At 69.2% G+C, this 22,153-nt stretch carries 15 protein-coding genes and 1 tRNA gene; 11 read left to right on the top strand and 5 right to left on the bottom strand.

Annotated features, from left to right (window positions below; genetic code table 11):
- Nucleotides 1-133 precede the first annotated feature (133 nt).
- Nucleotides 134-1,294 carry an acyl-CoA dehydrogenase family protein gene (locus ISP17_RS17065; protein ID WP_404635280.1) on the bottom strand — a complete coding sequence of 387 codons (1,161 nt, stop codon included), beginning with the start codon at nt 1,292-1,294 and terminating at the stop codon, nt 134-136.
- 226 nt (nt 1,295-1,520) lie between these two features.
- Here ISP17_RS17065 and ISP17_RS17060 point away from each other — a divergent pair, with 226 nt between their 5' ends.
- The 3 genes from ISP17_RS17060 (at nt 1,521) to metH (ending at nt 6,467) form a co-directional block, all read left to right on the top strand.
- Nucleotides 1,521-2,471 (top strand): ArsR/SmtB family transcription factor, encoded by a 951-nt coding sequence (locus tag ISP17_RS17060; protein WP_404635278.1) that lies wholly within the window; start codon nt 1,521-1,523, stop codon nt 2,469-2,471.
- Complete coding sequence (locus ISP17_RS17055) at nt 2,468-3,547, top strand: homocysteine S-methyltransferase family protein (RefSeq protein WP_404635276.1); 1,080 nt, start codon at nt 2,468-2,470, stop codon at nt 3,545-3,547. Before ISP17_RS17060 ends, ISP17_RS17055 begins: the two co-directional genes overlap by 4 nt.
- 235 nt (nt 3,548-3,782) lie before the next feature.
- Nucleotides 3,783-6,467 carry a methionine synthase gene (gene metH, locus ISP17_RS17050; RefSeq protein WP_404635274.1) on the top strand — a complete coding sequence of 895 codons (2,685 nt, stop codon included), beginning with the start codon at nt 3,783-3,785 and terminating at the stop codon, nt 6,465-6,467.
- 10 nt (nt 6,468-6,477) lie between these two features.
- Here metH and ISP17_RS17045 read toward each other — a convergent pair whose 3' ends face one another.
- The gene (locus tag ISP17_RS17045) at nt 6,478-6,819 is read right to left on the bottom strand and encodes a lipid-A-disaccharide synthase N-terminal domain-containing protein (protein ID WP_404635272.1); all 342 of its coding nucleotides are present in this window, start codon (nt 6,817-6,819) and stop codon (nt 6,478-6,480) included.
- A gap of 133 nt (nt 6,820-6,952) precedes the next feature.
- On the opposite strand from ISP17_RS17045, the gene ISP17_RS17040 reads away from it, so the two are divergent.
- Together ISP17_RS17040 and ISP17_RS17035 are read left to right on the top strand one after the other, a co-directional pair.
- Nucleotides 6,953-7,027 (top strand) — tRNA-Val (locus ISP17_RS17040).
- A 258-nt stretch (nt 7,028-7,285) separates the two neighbouring features.
- Nucleotides 7,286-9,574 (top strand): sensor domain-containing diguanylate cyclase, encoded by a 2,289-nt coding sequence (locus ISP17_RS17035; RefSeq protein WP_404635270.1) that lies wholly within the window; start codon nt 7,286-7,288, stop codon nt 9,572-9,574.
- Nucleotides 9,575-9,582: 8 nt separating this feature from the next.
- Here the strand turns inward: ISP17_RS17035 and ISP17_RS17030 are convergent, their stop codons facing one another.
- Nucleotides 9,583-13,383 carry an EAL domain-containing protein gene (locus ISP17_RS17030; RefSeq protein WP_404635268.1) on the bottom strand — a complete coding sequence of 1,267 codons (3,801 nt, stop codon included), beginning with the start codon at nt 13,381-13,383 and terminating at the stop codon, nt 9,583-9,585.
- Between the two features lie 286 nt (nt 13,384-13,669).
- On the opposite strand from ISP17_RS17030, the gene ISP17_RS17025 reads away from it, so the two are divergent.
- From ISP17_RS17025 to ISP17_RS17010, 4 genes are all read left to right on the top strand, one after another.
- Nucleotides 13,670-14,314, top strand: coding sequence for a DUF2238 domain-containing protein (locus ISP17_RS17025; protein ID WP_404635266.1), 645 nt, complete (start codon nt 13,670-13,672; stop codon nt 14,312-14,314).
- A gap of 65 nt (nt 14,315-14,379) precedes the next feature.
- Nucleotides 14,380-14,826 (top strand): CBS domain-containing protein, encoded by a 447-nt coding sequence (locus ISP17_RS17020; protein ID WP_404635264.1) that lies wholly within the window; start codon nt 14,380-14,382, stop codon nt 14,824-14,826.
- A 21-nt stretch (nt 14,827-14,847) separates the two neighbouring features.
- Nucleotides 14,848-15,897 (top strand): L,D-transpeptidase family protein, encoded by a 1,050-nt coding sequence (locus ISP17_RS17015; protein ID WP_404635262.1) that lies wholly within the window; start codon nt 14,848-14,850, stop codon nt 15,895-15,897.
- A gap of 86 nt (nt 15,898-15,983) precedes the next feature.
- Nucleotides 15,984-16,757, top strand: coding sequence for a murein L,D-transpeptidase catalytic domain family protein (locus tag ISP17_RS17010; protein ID WP_404635261.1), 774 nt, complete (start codon nt 15,984-15,986; stop codon nt 16,755-16,757).
- Between the two features lie 12 nt (nt 16,758-16,769).
- Here ISP17_RS17010 and ISP17_RS17005 read toward each other — a convergent pair whose 3' ends face one another.
- Nucleotides 16,770-17,570 carry a universal stress protein gene (locus ISP17_RS17005; protein ID WP_404635259.1) on the bottom strand — a complete coding sequence of 267 codons (801 nt, stop codon included), beginning with the start codon at nt 17,568-17,570 and terminating at the stop codon, nt 16,770-16,772.
- 105 nt (nt 17,571-17,675) lie between these two features.
- Nucleotides 17,676-18,956: an NRAMP family divalent metal transporter gene (locus ISP17_RS17000; RefSeq protein WP_404635257.1), complete on the bottom strand. Its 1,281-nt coding sequence runs from the start codon at nt 18,954-18,956 to the stop codon at nt 17,676-17,678.
- Nucleotides 18,957-19,086: 130 nt separating this feature from the next.
- Between ISP17_RS17000 and ISP17_RS16995 the strand changes: the two genes are divergently transcribed.
- Both ISP17_RS16995 and ISP17_RS16990 read left to right on the top strand, forming a co-directional pair.
- Nucleotides 19,087-19,524: a universal stress protein gene (locus ISP17_RS16995; protein WP_404635255.1), complete on the top strand. Its 438-nt coding sequence runs from the start codon at nt 19,087-19,089 to the stop codon at nt 19,522-19,524.
- A gap of 68 nt (nt 19,525-19,592) precedes the next feature.
- Nucleotides 19,593-22,118: a cation-translocating P-type ATPase gene (locus ISP17_RS16990; protein WP_404635253.1), complete on the top strand. Its 2,526-nt coding sequence runs from the start codon at nt 19,593-19,595 to the stop codon at nt 22,116-22,118.
- Nucleotides 22,119-22,153: the final 35 nt, after the last annotated feature.

Raw genomic sequence — 22,153 nt, 5'->3', positions numbered from 1 at the left:
GCAAACCAAACAAAAAGCCCCGGCCAAGGCCGGGGCATTTTGCTTTTTGTGGTCAGAAATACCGGGGCCGAAATGAGAGGCGGACAACGCTCTACCTCTCACTCCTCACTCCTCTCCACTCACTCCTCGCTGGTCATCGCAAACCCGTCTCCGCCCGAGCGATCACCATGCGCTGGATCTCGCTGGTGCCCTCATAGATCTCGGTGATCTTGGCGTCGCGGAAGTAGCGCTCCAGCGGCATCTCCTTGGAGTAACCCATGCCGCCGTGGATCTGCACGGCCTGATGCGCGATCCACATCGCCGCCTCGGACGCCACCAGCTTGGCGACCGACGCCTCGGTGTTGAAGCGACCGCCGTTCTTCTCTGCTTCCATCTTGGTCCACGCCGCGCGCAGCGTGAGCAGCATGGCCGAGTCGAGCTTGCACTTCATGTCGGCGATCTTCGCCTGGGTCATCTGGAACGTGCCGATCGGATGGCCGAACGCCTTGCGGTCGCGCGACCACTGCAGCGTGGCCTCGTAGGCGGCGCGAGCGATGCCCACCGCCTGCGAGGCAATGCCGATGCGGCCGGCGTCGAGCACGCCCATCGCGATGGAGAAGCCCTTGCCGATCTCGCCCAGCACGTCGTCCTTGGAGCAGACGTACTCGTTGAGCTCGATCTCGCACGTGGCCGACGCACGGATTCCGAGCTTGGGCTCGGTCTTGCCGGCGTGGAAGCCCGGCTTCTGTGTGTCGATGATGAAGGCCGACACGCCCTTGGCGCCGATGCCCGGCGTGGTGATCGCGAACAGCACGATGTAGCGCGCCACCGGGCCGGAGGTGATCCAGCTCTTCTTGCCGTTGATCACCCAGTCCCCATTTTCGTTCTTCGTGGCGCGGGTATGCATGGCCGAGGCGTCGGAGCCGGACTGCGGCTCGGTCAGCGCATAGGCACCGATGCCCTCGCCCTGGGCGATGGCGCGCACGTACTTCTGCTTCTGCTCCTCGGTGCCGTGCTTGAGGATGCCGTTGCAGAACAGCGAGTTGTTGACCGACATGATGGTCGAGGTGGCGGCATCGGCCGCGGCGATCTCGATCATCGCCAGCACGTAGGCGATGGTGTCCATGCCCGCGCCGCCGTATTCCTCCGGCACCTCGATGCCCATCAGCCCGAGCTGACCCATCTCGCGGATGTTGTCCAGCGGAAACTCGCCCTTGGCGTCCAGCTCGGCCGCCACCGGCGCGATGCGCTTCTGGGCAAAATCGCGCGCGATCGACTGGATCGACAGCTGGTCTTCGGTAAAACGGAAATCCATGAACTACTCCGGTGCGATGGCTTAGCCGCCCATTTTAACGTGGCTGACCCACTGGGCCGTGTGCAACTGCAGCAGCGCTGCGCGCCAGCCCACTCTTACGGTCTACCGCGCATCCCGGACGCCGAGCTGCGACAGCCCGCCGCGGCACCCCGAATGTCAACCCTTGACGCCCCGGCAATGCAGGCCTAGCCTTGCTTATCTTTGTATCGCGATAAAAGGATGACGCATGGATCTGGCAACTGCCTCCAGCGTGCTCCGACTGCTGGCCGATCCCACCCGCGTGCGCCTGCTGGCCGCGCTGGAGGGCGAGGAGCTGACCGTGGCCGAGCTCGCCTCGGTGCTCCATCTGGCCCAGCCGCGGGTATCCACGCACCTGGCCAAGTTGAAGGAGGCCAACCTCGTGCGCGACCGCCGCGCCGGCGTCTCAGCCTACTACCGCGCCAACACCGAAGGTGACGAGCACCAGCATCTGCTGCTGAAGTCGCTGCGCGAGAGCATCGACGACGCCCTGCTGCGCGAGGATGCCGCGCGCATTCCAGGCGTGCTGGCGCAGCGCGCCCGCGAGGCGGGCTGGGCCGACACCGTCGCCGGCGACATGGAGCGCCACTACTCGCCGGGCCGCACCTGGGAAACGCTGGCCCGCTCGCTGCTGCAACTGCTGGAAACCGGCGATGTGCTCGACATCGCTTCCGGCGACGGCATCACCGCCGAGCTGCTGGCGCCGCACGCGCGGTCCATCGTCTGCATCGATTCCAGCGAGCGCGTGGTCGAGGCCGCGGCACGACGCCTGCAAGCATTTTCCAACGTCGAGGTACGCCAGGGCGACATGCAGGCGCTGGATCTGGGCGAACGCCGCTTCGACCTCGTGCTGATGCTGCATGCGTTGACCTACGCCGCCGAGCCGGCCGTGGCCGTCGCCGAAGCGTCCCGCGTGCTGCGCCCCGGCGGGCGCCTGCTCGCGGTCACCCTGGGCGAGCACGACCACCGCGCGGTGGTGGAGCCGTTCGACCACATCAATCTCGGCTTTTCGCTCAGGCAGCTCAGCGGCTTCGCCGCGGCCGCAGGGCTGGACGTGGTGAGCGCCAACCGCCTCAGCCGCGAGCGCAAGGCACCGCATTTCGAAGTCATCAGCCTGCTGGCGCGCAAGCCGCAGGCCACCCCGGAGTTTGCCCCATGACCACCCTGCCCTGGCTCCATCCCGAGCGCGTCGCCAAGCTCCAGGCCGCGCTGCGCGAGCGCATCCTGATCCTCGACGGCGGCATGGGCACCATGCTGCAAGGCCACCAGCTCGACGAGACCGCGTTCCGCGGCGACCGCTTCGCCGACGGACACGACACCGCCCACGCGCACGACCACCCCGGCGCCTGCGACTTGAAGGGCAACAACGACCTGCTCACGCTGACCCAGCCGGACATCATCCGCGGCGTGCACACGGCATACCTGGAGGCCGGCGCAGATCTGGTCGAAACCAATACCTTCAACTCCACCCGCATCAGCCAGGCCGACTATCACCTCGAACACCTCGCCTACGAGCTCAATCGCGCCGGTGCCGCACTGGCCCGCGCCGCCTGCGACGCAGTGGAGGCGAAAACGCCGGACCGGCCGCGCTTCGTCATCGGCGTGCTCGGCCCCACCAGCCGCACCGCCTCGCTGTCGCCGGACGTCAACGATCCGGGCTTTCGCAACGTGAGCTTCGAGGAGCTGGCGGCCAACTACACCGAGGCAGCCGGCGGCCTGATCGACGGCGGCGCCGACCTGATCATGGTTGAAACCATCTTCGACACGCTCAACGCCAAGGCGGCGCTGTTCGCGCTGGCCGAGCTGTTCCGCGAACGCGGCGCGCGCCTGCCGGTGATGATCTCCGGCACCATCACCGACCGCTCCGGCCGCACGCTCTCGGGCCAGACCGCCGAGGCGTTCTACTACTCCGTGCAGCACGCGCGCCCGCTGTCGGTGGGACTCAACTGCGCGCTCGGCGCGGCCGACCTGCGACCGCATATCCAGACCCTGGCGCGGGTAGCCGACGGCTACGTCAGCACGCATCCGAATGCCGGCCTGCCCAATGCCTTCGGCGAATACGACGAATCGCCCGAGCAGATGGCCAGCGTGATCCGCGGCTTCGCCAGGGACGGCCTGCTCAACCTGGTCGGCGGCTGCTGTGGCACCACCCCGGCGCACATCCGCGCCATTGCCGAAGCAGTGAAGGACTGCGCGCCGCGCGCGCTGCCGTCGCTCGACGAGGCCGCGGCGTGAGTTGCCAGCTACCCCGACGCCTGAACCTTGCCTCGCGTGTAAGCGAGGAAGCAACAGCTCAGGGCGCCACACGCTTGAGCCCTCTCCCCCGAGCCCCGCTCGGGGGAGAGGGTTGGGTGAGGGGGAGGCTCTTGGCTGTCCGCTTTACCCATGCATCAGAGCGCCCCTTCACCCCGACCCTCTCCCCCAGCTTCGCCAGGGGAAAGGGAGCACTTACTGCCGGCTTTTCTATTCCATGAACGCTCCCCGCTACACCCGCCTGTCCGGTCTCGAACCGCTGGTCATCACGCCGGACCTGCTGTTCGTCAACGTGGGCGAACGCACCAACGTCACCGGCTCGGCGCAGTTCCGCAAGCTGATCAAGGAAGACCGCTACGGCGAGGCGATCGAGGTCGCGCGCCAGCAGGTGGAGAACGGCGCGCAGATCATCGACGTCAACATGGACGAGGGCCTGATCGACTCCGAGGCGGCGATGACCCGCTTCCTCAACCTGATCGCCGCCGAGCCCGACATCGCCCGCGTACCGGTGATGGTCGATTCCTCCAAGTGGTCGGTGATCGAAGCCGGCCTGCGCTGCCTGCAGGGCAAGGGCATCGTCAACTCGATCTCGATGAAGGAGGGCGAGGCGGCCTTTCTGGAGCAGGCCCGCAAGGTGCAGCAGTACGGCGCCGCCGCGGTGGTGATGGCGTTCGACGAGGTCGGCCAGGCCGACACCTGCGCGCGCAAGGTGGAGATCTGCTCGCGCGCCTACGCGCTGTTGACCGAAAAGCTCGACTTCGCGCCCGAAGACATCATTTTCGACCCGAACATCTTTGCCATCGCCACCGGCATCGACGAACACAACAACTACGCGGTCGACTTCATCGAGGCGACCCGCGAGCTCAGGAAGCGCTTCCCGCTCAGCCATGTCTCCGGCGGCGTGTCCAACGTGTCGTTCTCTTTCCGCGGCAACAACACCGTGCGCGAGGCGATCCACTCGGTGTTCCTGTTCCACGCGATCCGGGCCGGCATGGACATGGGCATCGTCAACGCCGGCGCGCTGATGATCTACGACGACATCCCCGACGAGTTGCGCGAGCGCGTCGAGGACGTGGTGCTCAATCGTCGCGCCGACGCCACCGAGCGGTTGCTGGAGATCGCCGAGCGCTTCAAGGGCAAGAAGGGCGAGGCGGTGGTCGAGACGCTGGCCTGGCGCGAGAAACCCGTGCGCGAACGCCTGAGCCACGCGCTGGTGCACGGCATCGACCAGTTCGTGGTCGAGGACACCGAGGAAGCGCGCCAGCTTTCCAGCCGCCCGCTGGACGTGATCGAAGGCCCGCTGATGGACGGCATGAACGTGGTCGGCGACCTGTTCGGCGCCGGCAAGATGTTCCTGCCGCAGGTGGTGAAGTCCGCCCGCGTGATGAAGAAGGCCGTTGCCCACCTCATCCCCTACATCGAGGAAGAGAAGCTGCGCACCGGCGACGCCGGCAAGAACAACGGCACCATCATCATGGCCACGGTGAAGGGTGACGTGCACGACATCGGCAAGAACATCGTCGGCGTGGTGCTCCGCTGCAACAACTTCGAGGTGATCGACCTCGGCGTGATGGTGCCCGCGCAGAAGATCCTCGACGCCGCGCGCGAGCACAACGCGGACATCATCGGCCTGTCGGGTCTGATCACGCCCTCGCTGGAGGAAATGGCCCAGGTGGCGCGCGAGATGCAGCGTCAGGAGTTCCACATCCCGCTGCTGATCGGCGGCGCCACCACCTCGCGCGCGCACACTGCGCTGAAGATCGACCCGCACTACAAGGCACCCACCGTGTGGGTGAAGGACGCCTCGCGCGCGGTCGGCGTGGCGCAGTCGCTGCTGAGCAAGGAGCTGGTCGACGCCTTCATGGACAAAGTGCGCGCCGAGTACGCCGACGTGCGCGAGCGTCACCGCAACCGCGGCCCCGGCAAGCAGCTGGTGTCGCTGGAGAAGGCGCGCGGCCAGCGCTTCAGCTGCGACTGGGAGGCGTACGAGCCGTCCCAGCCGAAGCAGCCCGGCCTGCACGTGTTCAATGACTACGACCTGGCCGAACTGCGCGGCTACATCGACTGGACGCCGTTCTTCAACGCGTGGGAACTGGCCGGCCGCTATCCCGCCATCCTCTCCGACGAGATCGTCGGCCCCCAGGCCAGCGAGCTGTTCGCCGATGCGCAGAAAATGCTCGACACGCTGATCGCGGAGAAGTGGCTGACCGCGCGTGGCGTGATCGGTTTCTGGCCGGCGGCCAGCGTCGGCGACGATATCGTCCTCGACGGCAGCGCGCAGGGCACGACGCTGCACCACCTGCGCCAGCAGGTCGACAAGCCGGCCGAGCGCCCCGACTTCTGCCTGAGCGACTTCATCGCGCCGAAGGCCGCCGGCAAGCACGACTGGATCGGCGGCTTCGCCGTCACCGCGGGCATCGGCATCGAGGAGCACGTGGCGCGCTTCGAGGCCGGGCACGACGACTACTCGGCGATCCTGCTCAAGGCACTGGCCGACCGGCTGGCGGAAGCCTTCGCCGAACGCATGCACGAACGCGTGCGCCGCGAGTTCTGGGGCTATGCGCCCGACGAGTCACTGCAAAACGATGCGCTGATCGCAGAAACCTACCGCGGCATCCGCCCGGCCCCGGGTTACCCGGCCTGCCCCGACCACACCGAGAAGACTGCGCTGTTCGCCCTGCTCGACGCCCCGTCGAACGCCGGCATCACGCTCACCGAGGGCTTCTCGATGTACCCGGCCGCCGCCGTCTCCGGCTGGTACTTCGCGCATCCGGACAGCCAGTACTTCGTGGTCGGCCGGATCACCCGCGAGCAGGTCGACGACTACGCCAGGCGCAAGGGCTGGACCCGCGAGGAAGCCGAGCGCTGGCTGGCACCGGTGCTGGACTACGATCCTGACTGAGCGGGCGGCGTCAGACCTCGCTCTCGACCACCTGGCGGCGCTTCACGTCGCGCATGTGCACCACCAGGTTGTAGATGGAAACAAACGCCGGGAAGAAGTTCGAGAGGATGCCCACCGAGTCGTTCTTGCCCACGATGAAATAGGCCAGCAGCAATGCGCTGCCGCACACCGACAGCCACCAGAACGCCAGCGGCATCACCACCCGCTTGAGCTTGCGGGTGTAGTACATCTGCACGAACCAGCGGCTGGTGAACATCAGCGAACCGAGCAGGCCGACCGCCTTCCACGGGGTCAGTTCGAAGCCCTGCAGGGCGGCGAGGATGCGGTGCAGTTCGTGCTGGAACAGGTCCATCGGGGCAGGTCCGGGGTGGAAAGCGCGCCAGTCTAGCAATCCCCCCGCGCGCTGCCCTACCCGCAACCGGTAAAAAGTGTCGATGCCCGGTTGACCACCGCACGGACACCCCGTATATTTGCGCGCTCTCGGCGGGCGGTTAGCTCAGCGGTAGAGCACTGCCTTCACACGGCAGGTGTCACAAGTTCGATCCTTGTACCGCCCACCACCGAATCGACGACAAAGGGCCCGGCATTGCCGGGCCCTTTGTCGTTCCGGACACGCCGAAGCCTTTCCCGACCGCCGCCCTGCCCGCGAGTGAACGCGCGGCGGCCTGCGCGCTTGCGTCCGGTTTTTCACCGGCAAAGGCATGGCAACATGCCTGCGAGGCGTTGACCGGAGACGGCCGCCGGCACACTTCAACGCAGAGGGATCTCTCCAAACTCCGCCCCACAGGGCGGCGCGCCAAGGCCGATCCATACCCGCGATGCAAGCCCCCCGCCTGCCCGAGAACGAAACCGAACGCCTCGCGCTGCTGCACGCGCTGGACGTGCTCGATCACACGCCCGATCCGGCGCTGGACCGGATTACCCGCACCGCCGCGCGGCTGTTCCGGGTGCCGATCGCGCTGATCACGCTGGTGGACAGCAACCGGCAGTGGTTCATGTCGCGGGTAGGCATGAAGGTGCGCGAGACCCCGCGCAACGACTCGATGTGTGGCCACGCCATTCTCGAACCCGGCACGATGGTGGTGTGCGACGCGCAGCAGGACCCGCGTTTCCACGACAACCCGCTGGTACTGGGACCGCCGCACATCCGCTTCTATGCCGGGCGCCCGCTGCGCTCGCGCCACGGCCTGGTGCTGGGCACGCTGTGCCTGATCGATCGCGAGCCGCGCACGTTCGGCCCCGATGACGCCGCGGCGCTGGACGACCTGGCCGACATGGTCGAGGCACACCTGCGCAGCCGGGAGGAGGCGGTCGAGGCGCAGGCAGTGAAGGCCTCGCTGGAACGCAGCGAGATGCTGTTTGCCCGCACCGTGACGCATGCCGCGGTCGGCATCGCCGTGGCCACGCCCGAGGGGCGCTGGCTGGAGATGAACCAGCGCTTCTGCGACATCGTCGGCCACCCGCGCGAGCGCCTGATCGGCGCGCAGGCGCAGCACATCGTGCATCCGGACGATCTGGATGCGGGCACGCGCCTGCTGCGCACGGTGCTGGCCGGCGACGTGGATGCGCTCAATCTGGAAGTGCGTTTCGTGCGGGCCGACGGCAGCATCTCGTGGACGCAGCTCGGCGCCTCGGCCCTGATGGACGCGCAGGGCCAGCCGGAAAACCTCGTCACCGTGCTCACCGACATCAACCCGCGCAAGCGCGTCCAGCACGAGCTCGAAGCGCTGCAGCGCACGCTGGAGCAACGCATCGTCGAGCGCACCGGCGAACTGCACGAGGTGGTCGCCAGACTGCAAGGCGAGATCGGCATCCGCGAAGCGGCGCAGCGGGCGCTCAACGAAGAGAAGGAGCGCTTCCAGGACACCTTGCGCAACGCATCGGACGCATTCGTGGAGGTGGATGCCGACGACCGCATCATTTCCTGGAACCGTTCGGCCGAGCTGATCTTTGGCTGGCCGCGCGCCGAAGTGATCGGTCGCTCGCTGTCGCAGACGATCGTGCCGCCGCACCTGCGCGATGCGCACCTGGCCGGCTTCCGCCGCTTCCTCGCGCATGCCCCGGACAGCGGCCACCTGATGGGGCAGCGCATCGAACTGGTCGGCCTGCGCCGCAACGGCGAGCAATTCCCGCTGGAGCTGACCCTGGGCAGCACACGCGTCGGCGGCCAGTGGCTGATCAACGCGTTCCTGCATGACATCAGCCGGCGCAAGGCCGATGAACTGGCCCTGCGCGAGAGCGCGGCGCGGCTGAAGACCATCACCGACAACGTGCCGGCGATGATCGCCTTCATCGACCACACCCTGCACTACCGCTTCCACAACCGCGCCTACACCGACTGGTTCGGCATTTCGCCGGAGTCGCTGGTGGGCACCGACGCGCGCGCCTTCTGGGGCGAGGCCACGTTCGAGCACCTGCGCCCTTCGTTGCAGAGCGTGCTGTCCGGTGAAAGCGTCGCCGTCGAATACCAGCTGCAGGCGCTCACCGGCCCGATGTGGTTCTACGCCAGCCTGGTGCCGCGCACCGAGGACGACGGCCAGGTATCCGGCTTCTACCTGCTTGCGCAGGACATCACCGAGCGCAAGCGGCTGTACCAGCGGATCGAGCACGAGGCGATGCACGACGCGCTCACCGGGCTGCCCAACCGCCGCGCGCTGATGCAGCGACTGGATGAAGCGATGGCCCGCTCGCGCCGGCACGGGCAGCCGATGGCCGTGCTGTTCATGGATCTGGACGGCTTCAAGCAGATGAACGACACGCTCGGCCACGAGTTCGGCGACGCCGTGCTGCAGCACTTCGCCGCCACCGTGCGCGGCGCGGTGCGCGAAACCGACTACGTCGCGCGGCTGGCCGGCGACGAGTTCGTGGTAGTGCTGGAGGATCTCGACCCCGCCGACGAGCAGTCGGCCGGGCGCGTGGCTGCCGCGGTGCTGGAACGACTGGTGATGGACCAGGAGATCGAGGGCGTGGCGGTCACGCTGGCCACCAGCATCGGCGTCGCGCTGCACTCGGGTCGCGACGAGGAAACTCCGCAGGAACTGCTGCACCGGGCGGACGCGGCGATGTATCGCGCCAAGGCCCTTGGCAAGCGCCAGCTGGCGTACTGACCCCGCAGTCAGGCTGCGGCAGCGCGCTGGCTCTCCTCGATCCCGACCTGCTCGATCAGCAAGCTCAGGAAGCGCTCGCGCGCATGTCGGTAGCCGGCATCGTGCGGGCCGGCCAGGGCCGCGGCATGCATCGCTTCGTGCGCCTCGCGCAGCAGCGTTAGCGGCAGCACGCTGCGATCGAGATAGCGGCCGACCGCGCAGGCGGCATCGACGTGCTGTCGCCAGAACGTGCTGTCCAGCGGCAGGGCGTGCAGATGCTCCTCCCACAGCAGCGCCCCGGCGAGCGCGCCCAGCGCCGTGCTCGGTACGGTCGCCGTCCAGCCGTGGTGGACATTGCGCAGCCAGTCCGGCAACGCCCCGGCCGGCATCGGCCGCGCCAGTGCGTAGCCCTGCCCCATGTCGGCGCCCAGCAGCAGCGCCGCCTCGCTCAGGCCGAGCGTCTCCAGTCCTTCCACCACGACCTCCAGGTCGAGGTCGTGGCCCAGCCGGATCAGCTGGCGGATGAAGCGCAGGGTGCGCAGCGGGTCGTCCACGGCCTGCATCACGATCGCCTGATCGATCTTGATGCGATCAAACGGCCACTGGCGCAGGCGGATCAGCGAGCTGTAGCCGGCACCGAGATCGTCCTCCACCAACCGTACGCCCAGCGCCTTGAGCGCACGCATGCCGGTCATCGCCTCGGGTGCGTCGTGCTCCATGCCGAGCGGCGATTCGAGGATCTCGAACAGCAGCGACTCGGCGCGGCAGGTGCCCGCGGCCAGCACCGCGGCAGCGGCCTCGGCATAGCGCGGGTCCTGCAGCGCTTCGGCCGGTGCGTTCACCGACATGTCCAGCGAGTGGCCGAGCTGTGCCAGGCGCTCGCGCTCGGCGGTCGCCTGCAGCAGCACCTGCCGGAACAGTCCCACCAGGTCGTCGTCGCCGAGCGCGGGCAGGAAGCGTCCGGGCATCAGCAGCTGGTCGTCGCTGTCGCGCAGGCGCGCCAGCGCTTCCAGCTCGGTCACCCGACCGTCGCGCAGCCGCACTACCGGCTGGTAATGCACCTGCAGCGCGTCGGTAGCGATCAGCGCGCGCCAGCGTTGGCGCACGAAGAACGGCAGCAGCGCGGTGCCCGGCCGCGGCGGCGCGAGGCGGGCCAGCGCCAGATCGAGCAGGTTCTTGAGCTGGTCGACGAAGGCCTGCTGGTCTTCGCTCTGCAGGCCGCCGGCGTAGGGGCTGTAGATGGTGAGCACGGCCGATGGCGTCGCCGGCAACGGGCACAGCGGCACCGCCACGCTGGACACCACGCCCATCGCCAGCGCCTGCTCGCGCCAGGCCACCATCGCCGGATCGGTGCCGTAATGCAGGCAGCGCTGGACGGTGGCGGTGCGCCATGCACGGCCGGTCGGGCCGCCACCGAGCGGGCTATCGGCATTGACCCGGATCGGCACCGCCTCGCCGCGTCCCAGCGCGATCAGGTAGTTGGTGGACGGCTCGCCACCCACCGCCTCGTAGGTGAGCTGGCCGGACGCATCGGGTCGTCCCACCGCACACGAGGCGATCTCGTCGTGCGCGGCAAGCATGTCGACCACGCCCTGGATCAGTTCCAGAAAACCGTCGGCCGACCAGGCCAACGCGTTGAGCCGGGCCAGCAGCGCCACGCGCGCGCGCTGCAGGTCGCGCATGCTTTCCAGCTGCCACTGGCGCTCCAGTCCCAGCCGCTGCAGCACGATGCCCAGCGCCCGGCGATCGCGCCTTGCGTCGTCGCCGAGCATCGCCGCGATCAGGTCGCGCAAGCGCTCGATGCCTTCGAGCAGCCATACCTCCTCCAGCCCCGCTGCCGCGTGGAAGCGACCTGCGCGACTGGCCTGGGCACGATGGGTCTCGATATCCAGCGCCGGTTGCAGCAGCACCCGCACGTGTTTGGTGAAGCGATCGGTGAGCTGTTCGCGATCGGCATCGGGCAGTACCTCGAGCAGGCGCGCGATGCCCTCGTGCCCCTGCAGCTCGGCGTTGAACGCGGCGATCAGCGCGGGCACGCGTGGTGCGACCAGCTCGACCCAAGGTCGCAACACCGCCTCGGCCGATGGCCCGTACGGCGGCTGACTGCGGCCATCGTCCTCCGGCGCCAGTGCCGGTTCGGCAGGCACCAGCGGAGTGGACCACCAGCGCTCGCGCTGACGCTTGCGCGCCTTCACCTGGTACATCGCCTGATCGGCGCGCCGCAGCAGCTGCTCGCCGCTGGCCCTGGCGTGGTCGGGGAACAGCGCGATGCCGAGGCTGGCCGCCAGCTGGAAGGTCACGCCGTCGATCACCAACGGTTCGCTCAGGCGTTGCCACACGCGTTCCAGCAGGGGTTCCAGTTCGCGCTCGTGGTGCAGGCCTTCGCAGACCAGCACGAACTCGTCGCCACCGAGCCGGGCCACGTAATCCTCCGGGCGCAGCGCGTGCTGCAGGCGCTGCGCTACTTCCACCAGCAGGCGGTCGCCGACGGCATGGCCGTAGCGGTCGTTGATCGGCTTGAGGTCGTCCAGATCCAGCATGCCGGTGGCCACCAGTCGCCCGCTGCGCTCGGCGCGGGCGATGGCGCACTCCAGGTGCATGTCCAGCGCACGGCGGTTGGGCAGTCCGGTGAGCGCGTCGTGCAGGGCGAGATAGGTCTGGCGCTGCTGTTCTTCCTGCAACAGGCGGCGGCGCTCGTGCTGGCTCAACGCCAGTCCGGTGGCGTCGGCCAGCTCGTCCAGCAGCCGGCACAAGTCGTCGTCGAAGGCGTCCTCCTCGCGCGTCACGATGACGAACACGCCGACCGGCTCGGGGGTGTGTCCAGCCGGGCCGCCGGACACCGGCATGATCGGCCAGCAGCCCATCGCACCCATTTGCGCCAGCGGATCGTGCTGCCACATGGGCGACATGTCCTTGCGCTCGCGCGGGCGCACCCGGACCTGCCGCTGGCGCGAGCGCAAGGCGAGCAGCGGCGTGGTCAGCCCTTCGCGACCGTCGTGTCGCAGCGAGGGCGACAGCTGCCGCAGAGCATCGGCGATCGGACCGACCAGCGCCGCACGCCGCAGCAGCCCGGTCTGCGGCTCGGCCACGTGCACGTCGACCGCGGCCGCGCCGGCGATGTCCACCAAGGATTGGGCCAGCGTGCGGTAGACCGCGTCCGGGTCGGGCTGGTCGAGCAGCGCGCGCTGGATGGTGCGCTGCGCGTCCCGATAGCGGCTCATGCGCGCGCTGCGTTCGACCAGTGCCTGGTGATCCCAGAAGCGCGCCAGTTCGTCGGCCAGCCGCTGCGCCCAGTCCAGCAGGTCTTCGCTGAGATCGGCCGAGCCGCCGGCGTACACGGCAAGGATCAGCTGGCCACCGTCGCGGGTATCCGCCGCGGCAACAATGCAGGAACTGAAGCCGTGCCTCGCCGCCGCGGCGCGCCAGGGCGCGAACACCGGTGCGTCGATCGCCGCCGCCTGCGCCCGATGCTCGCGCAGGGCGATGCCTACCGGGCCGCTGCCGCCCGGCTCGTCGGCGCGATTGCTCAGCTGCAGGGTAGTGGCGTAATCCGATTCCGGTCCGGCGGCAGCCAGCACCTGCACGGCCGCCTCCTCCGGCGGGCGACGCCCTATCCACACCAGCGGCAGGCTCATGGTGGCGGCGAGGATGCGGGCGATCTCCACCACCGCCAGCCGGCGGTCATAGCCCGGAGCGGTGTGCAGCAGGGTCAGGGTTTCGGCGACGCTCTGGTAGAACCGCGAGCGCAGCTCCAGGCCGGCCGCCTGCGCATCGCCGGTCACCGGTGCCTTCAAACCGTTCGTCCCCGCTGCCTGTTCGCCGGATTCCACGTCGACCGTCCTGCGTGTCTGGTGATGCCTCGTCGCCCCATTCACATCGGTGTCCATTGCCACTGCCGATCGCCGCTTGCTTCGACGCAACAGGCTGATGCCGATGCGGCACCCGCCTGACGCTTCAGGACTTATCGACATCCCCTGGTGGCACTTGAACGAGCGTCCGGCATCCGGCCCACGCTTGGCCCGGCATCATACGCCGGGTGCCGGTTCAGCGTGCCAGACTGCCGCCACGTCCGGCGGGGGGGCGGGTGGTGGGCGGCGAGCGGGCATCGGAGGACGCATGGATCGAGAGTACGAGGGCGCATCGGCTCGCTTCGGGCTGACCCTGCTGGCGCTGTTCGCGCTCGCCGCGGTGGCGCTCGGCATCGCGCCGCGCTATCGCCAGGACTGGGCGCTGGAGAACGCGATCGTGCTGGTGGCGGTGCCGCTGCTGGTGTTCGGCTGGCGGCGCCTGCGCTTCTCGCGGGGCGCCTACCTGGCGCTGTTCGCGTTCCTGCTGCTGCACGAGGTCGGCGCGCATTACACCTATTCCGAGGTGCCGTATGACGAGGCGTTCGCCCGCCTCACCGGCCACTCGCTCAACGCCTTGCTGGGGCTGCACCGCAACCACTTCGATCGCGCGGTGCACTTTCTCTACGGCGCGCTGGTGACGCCGATGGCGGTGGAGCTGTTCGCCCATCGCGCTCCGCCCCGCGGCGTGTGGCGCTGGATCCTGCCGGTGTGCTTCGTGATGTCCCACTCGGTGATCTACGAGCTGGTGGAGTGGCTGGCCGCGTTGCGCTTCGGCGGCGAGCTGGGCGCCGCCTACCTCGGCACCCAGGGCGACTCCTGGGACGCCCAGCAGGACATGGCGCTGGCCGCGCTCGGCAGCGTTCTTTCCATGGGCCTCCTGGCGTGGCGCGGGAGACAGGCGCGCGCGGGTTGACCGTCATCAATGCCCCGGGCAATACGCCGCTTAAGCTGGTTCCAGCCCCTGCGGAAGTGATCGTCATGCGCGCTTCGGACATCGGTACTGCCCGCGTCATCCAAGCGCCCGCCACGCTCACCCTGCGCGACGCGGCGTGCCTCATGCGCCGGCAGCAGGTGGGTTGCCTGGTGGTGGTGCGCGAGGACGGCACCGTACCGGTGCCGGTCGGCATCGTCACCGACCGCGACCTGGTCACCGAGGCGATCGCCGCCCGGCGCGATCTGGACACCACCACGCTGGGAGACGTGATGTCCGCGCCGCTCGCCACCTGCCGCGCCGATGCGACCCTGGCCGAGGTGGTGGGCATCCTTCGCGGCAGCGGCGTGCGCCGCCTGCCGCTGGTGGATGGCGAGGACACCCTGGTCGGCGTGGTCAGCGCCGATGACGTACTGGTAGCCATCACCGAGTTGCTGGGGCGGTTGTCGGAGGCCATGATGGTCGAGCCCCTGCTCGACCGCAGCTACACCTGAGCGCCAACCTCGCTGAACTTCATGCACGATCCTCGACGCCATGCGTCCCGTCACCTGCCCGCCCTGATCCTCTGCGCCCTGCTGGCACTGGTCACGATCACCGCCATCCGGGCCACCGGCGGCGACACGCGCTTCTTCTGGCATCCGGAAATCGCCCCCAGCGGCCCGGTGGTGGTGGTGGTGAGCCTCGACGAGCAGCAGATCTACGTGTATCGCAACGGCGTGGCGATCGGCGCCGGTCCGATCAGCTCGGGCAAGCCCGGCTACGAGACGCCGCCGGGGATCTACACCATCCTGCAGAAGAAGCGCGAACACCGTTCCAACCTCTACGACGACGCGCCGATGCCGTACATGCAGCGGCTCACCTGGGACGGCATCGCGCTGCATGGCGGCACCCTGCCCGGCCACCCCGCCTCGCATGGCTGCGTGCGTCTGCCGCAGGCCTTCGCGGAGAAGCTGTTTGCGATCACCCAGCGCGGCGGCACCGTGGTGGTGGCCGACGCCCGCATATCACCCGCCCGAATCGCCCACCCGGCGGCCGTGGCACCGATCGACCTGAACGGCGCGCCGATGTCGGCGGCCACGGTGATCGCATCCGCATCGGCTGGCGCCTTGCCGCTGGCCGGCGAACCGACGCCAGTCAGCGTGGTGGTGAGCACCCACGACCGCACCGTCTACGTCCTGCGCGGCGGCCTGCTGGTCGACAGCTCGCCGCTCGAAATGGTGGCCGACCCCGCCCCCAGCGGCATCGTGCTCTACGTGATGACCGGTGCCCGCCCCGGCGCTACCGAGACGGCGGTGGCCCGCGGCCTGCCGAACTGGTCGGCTTACCGCATCCTGGGCAGCGGCCCGGTGCCCGAGCCGAGCCAGATGGCCGGCCACCTGCAGGTTCCTGAAACATTCGGTGCGCGCCTGCAGGAGGCGCTGGTACCCGGTTCCACCGTGCTGGTGACGGATCTTCCGGGTTACGGCAATCCGGCCGGACCGCCCTACGCCAAGCTGCTCGAATCCGAACCCGCTGGCGGTGGCAGCACCGGCGCGAAACCCGTCACAAATCACGGAAGCCGCTGACTGCGTTCATTTTTCCCTGACAATTCGTTCAGCTTGCGCTGGCGAGACTGGCCGCTGCCCGTCCCTGCTGAATGCGGTAATCCCCCATGTCGATTCTTGCCCCTCGCACCTTGGTGCGTCGTGTGCTCCCCGTTGTTTCCCTGCTTTTCATGCTGCCGTTTGCATCCCGGGCGGCCGCCGCAGCGCCTGACGCATCGGGCGATCTGGCCAGCGCGCTGTCCCGCGCCGCGCCGGCCGCCGATCCCAAGGTGATTGCCCTGGCGACTCGTGCGCTGCAGTGCGTGCAGAAAGCGATGCCGACACGCACCTTGAGCGTGATCGACTACTCGCGGCCCTCCACCGAGCCGCGCCTGTGGGTGTTCGACGTGAACCGGCGCACCCTGCTGTTCAAGGAGTGGGTGGCACACGGACGCAACAGCGGCGACAACCTGACCGAGCGCTTTTCCAATGCGCCGGGCAGCCTGATGTCCAGCCTGGGCACCTTCGTCACCGACGGCACCTACCAGGGGCACAACGGCTACTCGCTGCGGCTGAAGGGCCTGGACGACGGCTTCAACGACAACGCCGAGAGCCGTGCCATCGTGATCCATGGCGCCAACTATGTGAGCCCGGCGTTCGCCAAGACGCAGGGGCGGATCGGCCGCAGCTGGGGCTGCCCGGCAGTGCGTGCGGGCGTGGCGCACAAGCTGATCGACGCGATCCGCGAGCGCTCGGTGGTGTTTGCCTATTACCCGGACAAGCGCTGGCTGGGCAATGCCGCGACCCTGGGCGACTGCGGCGCCAGCGTCACCGCCAGCCTGGACGGCGGTGCCGGCCACGCCCGCGGCCAGGCCGGCACGCGGGCCGCGCTCAGCCCGTGAATGCGCGGGCGCTCAATGCGCCATCAACAGCGGCAGATGGGTGTGATCCAGCACGTAGCGGGTCGCGCCGCCTAGCACCAGCTCGCTGAGCCGCGAACGTCCCCAAGCGCCCATCACCAGCAGATGGGCGTCCATCGCGCGCGCTTCGTCCAGCAGCGCCTTGCCGGTGTTGGGCGAGTCGTCGAAGTGTTCCCACTCCACCGTCACGCCCTGCCTGGCCAGCCACGCGCGCAGCGACAGCGCCGGCGGTGCCAGGCCCGGCAAGCCGGCGCGCTCGCCATCGAGCACGCGCACCTTGCTCGCACGCTGCAGCAGCGGCAGCGCCGCCTTCACCGCGTCGGCGGCCTCGCCCGAGCCGTTCCATGCGATCAGCACGCGCTCCAGTGTGGCCACGCCCTGCCAGGTCTCCGGCACCAGCAGCATCGGCGCGGCGTCACCGAACAGCGCGCGGGTGATGTTGTCGAAGCCGATCGGCGAATCGGGATTCTTCACCGGCAGGTCCGTCACGATGAACTGCGCCAACCGCGAGCGCTTGGCCAGGATCGGCACATAGCTGCCGCGGATCACCTCCCACTCGCCCTGCACGCCGTAGCGTTCGCACAACCCCTGCCACCAGCCGCCGTGCGCCTGCGCGGCGCGTTCCTCGGTGTCGAGCAGGGCCATCGCCTCGGGCATGGTCATGATCGGCGGATACACCGCCACCACGTGCATTCCGGTGACGAAGGCACCTATCCGGCGCGCCGTGGCCATGCCGACGACGTTGGCGGGGGCGTCGTCCTCCATCCGTTCGACGTTGATGATGAGGTCCATCATGGGCGTTCCTCGCATGGCGTCATGAGGGTTCGATTGTGCACCGGGCGGCAGTCGGCGTCTTGACCGGCATCAACGCCCGCTTCGCATGACGTCAGCCAGCTGCGCTCAGTGCCAGAACGGGAGCATCGCGATCACCACCGCGGCCATCGCCAGCGTCGCCAGCCAGCCCAGCCAGCGCAGCGGGCGGGAGATCACCAGATCGCCCATCACCGATCGTCGCGAGGCCATCGCCATGATGCCCGCCATCAGCGGCACCGCGATCACCCCGTTGAGTACCGCCGACCAGAACAGCATGCGGATCGGGTCGATCGGGGAATAGCTCAGCAGCAGGCCCAGCAGCATCGAGCCGACCAGGATCAGGTAGAACAGCCGCGCTTCGCTGGGTCGACGGCCCAGGCCTTCGGTCCAGTCGAACACGTCGGCCACCGCGTAGGCGGCCGAACCGGCGAGCACCGGCAGCGCCAGCAGCCCCGTGCCGAGAATGCCCAGCGCGAACAGCGCGCCGGCGAACGGCCCGGCCAGCGGCCGCAGCGCACGGGCCGCGTCCGCCGAACTCTGGATGTCGGTCACGCCGTGCGGATGCAGCACCACCGCCGCCGTGAGCATGATGAAGAACGCCACCGCATTGGAATACACCATGCCCACCGCGGTATCGAAGCGGATGCGTCGGAAGGCTCCAGGCGCCACCAGCGGCGTGTCGCGCAGCGGAGGCTGGCCGGAGGCAATCTCCTCCTCCACCTCTTGCGAGGCCTGCCAGAAAAACACGTACGGGCTGATGGTGGTGCCGAAGATCGCCACCAGCATCAGCAGGTAACCGGGCCCGGGCGCCCAGCGCGGCCAGATCATCGCGGCCAGCACCTCGCGCCAGGGCACGTCCACCACCATCGCGGTGAGCACGTAGGCGAACAGGCTCAGCGTGAGGATGCGCAGCACCGGCGCATAGCGCGGGAACGGCACCGCCACCTCCAGCGTCATCGACAGCAGCGACAGCCCCAGCGCGTACGCCATCGACGAGCCGCCCAGCAGCATCGCCGCCGCCTCGCCGATGGCGCCAATGTCAGCGGCCAGGTTGAAGATGTTCGCGCCCAGCAGCAGACCGACCAGCGCCGCGGTGAGCCAGCGCGGGAAATGCCGGCGCATGTTCGCCGCCAGCCCGCGCCCGGTCACGCGCCCCACTTCGGCGCTGACCATCTGGATGCCGATCATCAGCGGCAGCGTGAGATACAGCGACCACAGCGGCGCCAGCCCGAACTGCGCGCCCGCCTGCGAATACGTGGCGATACCGCTGGGATCGTCGTCCGCCGCGCCGGAGATCAAACCCGCGCCCAGCCGCCGCGACAGCGACGGTGCCGCGGGCTCGGACGAAGCGGACTCGGGTAACGGCACGGGCGACTCCTGGCGATCCATCGGGGCAAGCGTGCGACAGCCTGACGCGCCGGACGCTTGACGTCCATCAAGGCGGGCGCATCGCGCGCGGACCACGCTGGCGCCGCCACCTACTCGCGGGAGTCGACCCATGTTCAAGCACCTGCTGGTTCCCACCGACGGCTCGGAGCTGTCGGTACGCGCGGCGAAGACGGCCATCGAGCTGGCGCATACCTGCCAAGCGCGCATCCACGCCCTGCACGTGGTGCCACCGTTTCACACCGTGTCGTACATGGCCGAGATGCTGGCGGCCACCGAGCTGAGCTACACGCAGGAATCCATCGCCCGCGCCGAGCGCTACCTCGCCGACGTGCGCGATCTGGCGGCCAAGGCCGGCGTGGCCTGCGACACCAGCTACGTGCTGGACGACCGCCCGCACCAGGCCATCGCGCAGACGGCCGCGGACAAGCACTGCGACCTGATCGTGATGGCGTCGCACGGCTGGCGCGGCCTCAACCGGCTGCTGCTCGGCAGCGAGACGCACAAGGTGCTGCTGAAGTCGAACGTGCCGGTACTGGTTTGCCACTGAGCGACGCGGGTGGATGATGCGCCCATGCGTGCCGGCAGCGGGCCGGCGCGATATGCACGGAGCCGGGCATGCCGTCACCCTCGTCGGGCGCGACAGCGACCACCACGCGACCTGGCCTGAGCCGCGACGAGGCCGCGCGACGCCTCGCCGCGCAGGGCCTGAACGTGCTGCCTGGCGGCGAACGCAAATCACTGTGGCGTATCGCGCTCGGCGTGCTGGCCGAGCCGATGTTCCTGATGCTGTTGGTGGCCGGCGGCATCTACCTGGCCTTGGGTGACCGCGCCGAGGCGATGTTCCTGCTGGCCTCGGTAATCTTCGTCATCGGCATCACGCTGGCGCAGCAGCGCAAGACGCAGCGCGCGCTGGAAGCGTTGCGCGAGCTGTCCGCACCGCGCGCGCTGGTGATCCGCGATGGCGCGGAGCTGCGCGTGCCGGGCGTGGAAGTGGTCGTCGGCGACCTGCTGGTGCTGCACGAAGGCGATCGCATAGCCGCCGACGCGCACCTGCTCGACGGCCAGCTCGACGTGGACGAGTCGCTGCTCACCGGCGAGCCGGTGCCGGTCAGCAAGTTACCCGGCGAAGCCGCCGGCACGCTGTCCGCCAGCACGGTGGTGACCCGCGGCGTGGGCGTGGCGGAAGTCTTCGCCACCGGCGCAACCACCGCCTTCGGGGCGATCGGCCAGTCGCTGGCCGGCACCCGCGAGGCGGTCTCGGGCCTGCAGCGGGCGTCGCGCCGGCTGATCCGCCAGCTCACCGTCGGCGGGCTGGCGCTGGCCGTCTCGTACTTCTTGCTCGCGTGGCTGTGGGACCGCCACGGCCTGCTGGAAAGCGTGCTCGCCGGCGTGGCGCTGAGCATGGCGATCCTGCCGGAGGAGATCCCGGTGATCCTCACCGTGTTCCTCGCGCTCGGCGCGTGGCGCATCGCCCGGCACAAGGTGCTCACCCGGCGCATGGATGCGGTGGAAACCCTCGGCGCCATCTCCGTGCTGGCGGTGGACAAGACCGGCACGCTCACCCAGAACCGCATGCGCGTGGCCGAGTTGGCCGTGGACGGCGAACACTTCGCCGCGATGGAAGCACCGACGCTGCCCGAACACTTTCACGCCCTGCTCGAGTTCGCGGTGCTGGCCACGCCCGCCGATCCGTTCGACCCGATGGAGAAGGCGATCCAGGACACCGGCCAGCGCTGGCTGCGCGGCACCGAACACCTGCACGCCGAACTGCAGCCGGAAACCGAATACGGTCTCTCGCCCGACATTCTCGCCATGACGCGCGTCTACCCGCACGGCGCGCCGGACTGCCACCTGCTCGCCACCAAGGGCGCGCCCGAGGCGGTGGCGGACCTGTGCCATCTGCCCCAATCGGCGCGCGCAGCAATCCATGCGCAGGTGCAGGCCATGGCCGAGCGCGGCCTGCGCGTGCTGGGCGTGGCGCGCGGCACCTGGCAGGGCGGCGCGTGGCCGGCCAGCCAGCACGACTTCAGCTTCACCTTCCTCGGCCTGGTCGGGTTGATCGATCCGCCGCGGCCGGAGGTGCCTGCCGCGCTGGCCGAATGCCGCGCCGCCGGCGTGCGCGTGATCATGCTCACCGGCGACCACCCGGCCACGGCGCAGGCGATCGCACGAATGGTCGGCCTGGGCGAGCACCCGCAGGTGCTCACCGGTGCGGAGATCGACGCGCTGGACGACCATGCCCTGCGCACACGGCTCGATACCGTCGACGTGTGCGCGCGCGTGCAGCCGGTGCAGAAGCTGCGGTTGGTGCAGCAGCTGCGCCACGGCGACCGCGTGGTGGCGATGACCGGCGACGGCGTCAACGATGCCCCGGCGCTCAAGGCCGCCGATGTGGGCATCGCGATGGGCGAGCGCGGCACCGACGTGGCGCGCGAGGCCGCCGCGCTGGTGCTGCTGGACGACAGCTTCGCCAGCATCGTGGCGGCGATCCGCCAGGGCCGGCGCATCTACGCCAACATCACCCTGGCCACCCGCTTCGTGTTCGCCGTGCATGTGCCGGTGATCGCGCTGGCGCTGGTGCCCACGCTGGCGCACTGGCCGCTGGTGATGATGCCGGTGAACATCATGCTGCTCGAGCTGCTGATCGATCCGGCCTGCTCGGTGGTGTTCGAGGCCGAGCCCGCGTCGGACGAGATCATGCGGCAACCGCCACGCGCGCCGGGGGCATCGCCGTTCGCTTGGCGCAACCTCGCCCGCGGCGTGCTGCAGGGAGCCGGCGTGGCGTCGGTGCTGCTCGCCGGCTATGGCCTGCTGCTCGCCCACGGCGATGACATAGCGCGGGCGCGGACGGCGGTCTTTGCCGCGCTGGTCGGCGGCGTGTTCGCGCTCACCCTGACCAATCGCCAGGGAGCGCCCGGCGCCGCGCGCAATCCGTGGGTGGGCCGCATGCTGGTCGCGGTGCTGGTGATGCTGACGACGGTGATCGCCGTGCCGTTCCTGCGCCGGGTCATGGGGCTGGCGGTGCCGGACGGGCGGACCGTGCTGGCAATCGCCACGATGCTGGTCGCATCGATCGCGTGGCTGGCGATCATGCGGCGCCTCTGGCGGCACGACCCCACGCCCGCGCGCCGCACCGGCTGAGCAACCGGCACTGCTATCCTGCGGCGGCTCGCGTG

Source organism: Dyella ginsengisoli (assembly GCF_044904665.1).
Taxonomy (GTDB): Bacteria; Pseudomonadota; Gammaproteobacteria; order Xanthomonadales; family Rhodanobacteraceae; genus Dyella_A; species Dyella_A ginsengisoli.
This window is presented reverse-complemented; position numbering and strand designations above follow the sequence as displayed.

What these genes read in the sequence shown, in the direction of transcription:
- ISP17_RS17065 (WP_404635280.1), bottom strand. Translation starts at nt 1,294, where the DNA reads ATGGATTTCCGTTTTACCGAAGACCAGCTGTCGATCCAGTCGATCGCG.
- ISP17_RS17060 (WP_404635278.1), top strand. Translation starts at nt 1,521, where the DNA reads ATGGATCTGGCAACTGCCTCCAGCGTGCTCCGACTGCTGGCCGATCCC.
- ISP17_RS17055 (WP_404635276.1), top strand. Translation starts at nt 2,468, where the DNA reads ATGACCACCCTGCCCTGGCTCCATCCCGAGCGCGTCGCCAAGCTCCAG.
- metH (WP_404635274.1), top strand. Translation starts at nt 3,783, where the DNA reads ATGAACGCTCCCCGCTACACCCGCCTGTCCGGTCTCGAACCGCTGGTC.
- ISP17_RS17045 (WP_404635272.1), bottom strand. Translation starts at nt 6,819, where the DNA reads ATGGACCTGTTCCAGCACGAACTGCACCGCATCCTCGCCGCCCTGCAG.
- ISP17_RS17035 (WP_404635270.1), top strand. Translation starts at nt 7,286, where the DNA reads ATGCAAGCCCCCCGCCTGCCCGAGAACGAAACCGAACGCCTCGCGCTG.
- ISP17_RS17025 (WP_404635266.1), top strand. Translation starts at nt 13,670, where the DNA reads ATGGATCGAGAGTACGAGGGCGCATCGGCTCGCTTCGGGCTGACCCTG.
- ISP17_RS17020 (WP_404635264.1), top strand. Translation starts at nt 14,380, where the DNA reads ATGCGCGCTTCGGACATCGGTACTGCCCGCGTCATCCAAGCGCCCGCC.
- ISP17_RS17015 (WP_404635262.1), top strand. Translation starts at nt 14,848, where the DNA reads ATGCACGATCCTCGACGCCATGCGTCCCGTCACCTGCCCGCCCTGATC.
- ISP17_RS17010 (WP_404635261.1), top strand. Translation starts at nt 15,984, where the DNA reads ATGTCGATTCTTGCCCCTCGCACCTTGGTGCGTCGTGTGCTCCCCGTT.
- ISP17_RS17005 (WP_404635259.1), bottom strand. Translation starts at nt 17,570, where the DNA reads ATGATGGACCTCATCATCAACGTCGAACGGATGGAGGACGACGCCCCC.
- ISP17_RS16995 (WP_404635255.1), top strand. Translation starts at nt 19,087, where the DNA reads ATGTTCAAGCACCTGCTGGTTCCCACCGACGGCTCGGAGCTGTCGGTA.
- ISP17_RS16990 (WP_404635253.1), top strand. Translation starts at nt 19,593, where the DNA reads ATGCCGTCACCCTCGTCGGGCGCGACAGCGACCACCACGCGACCTGGC.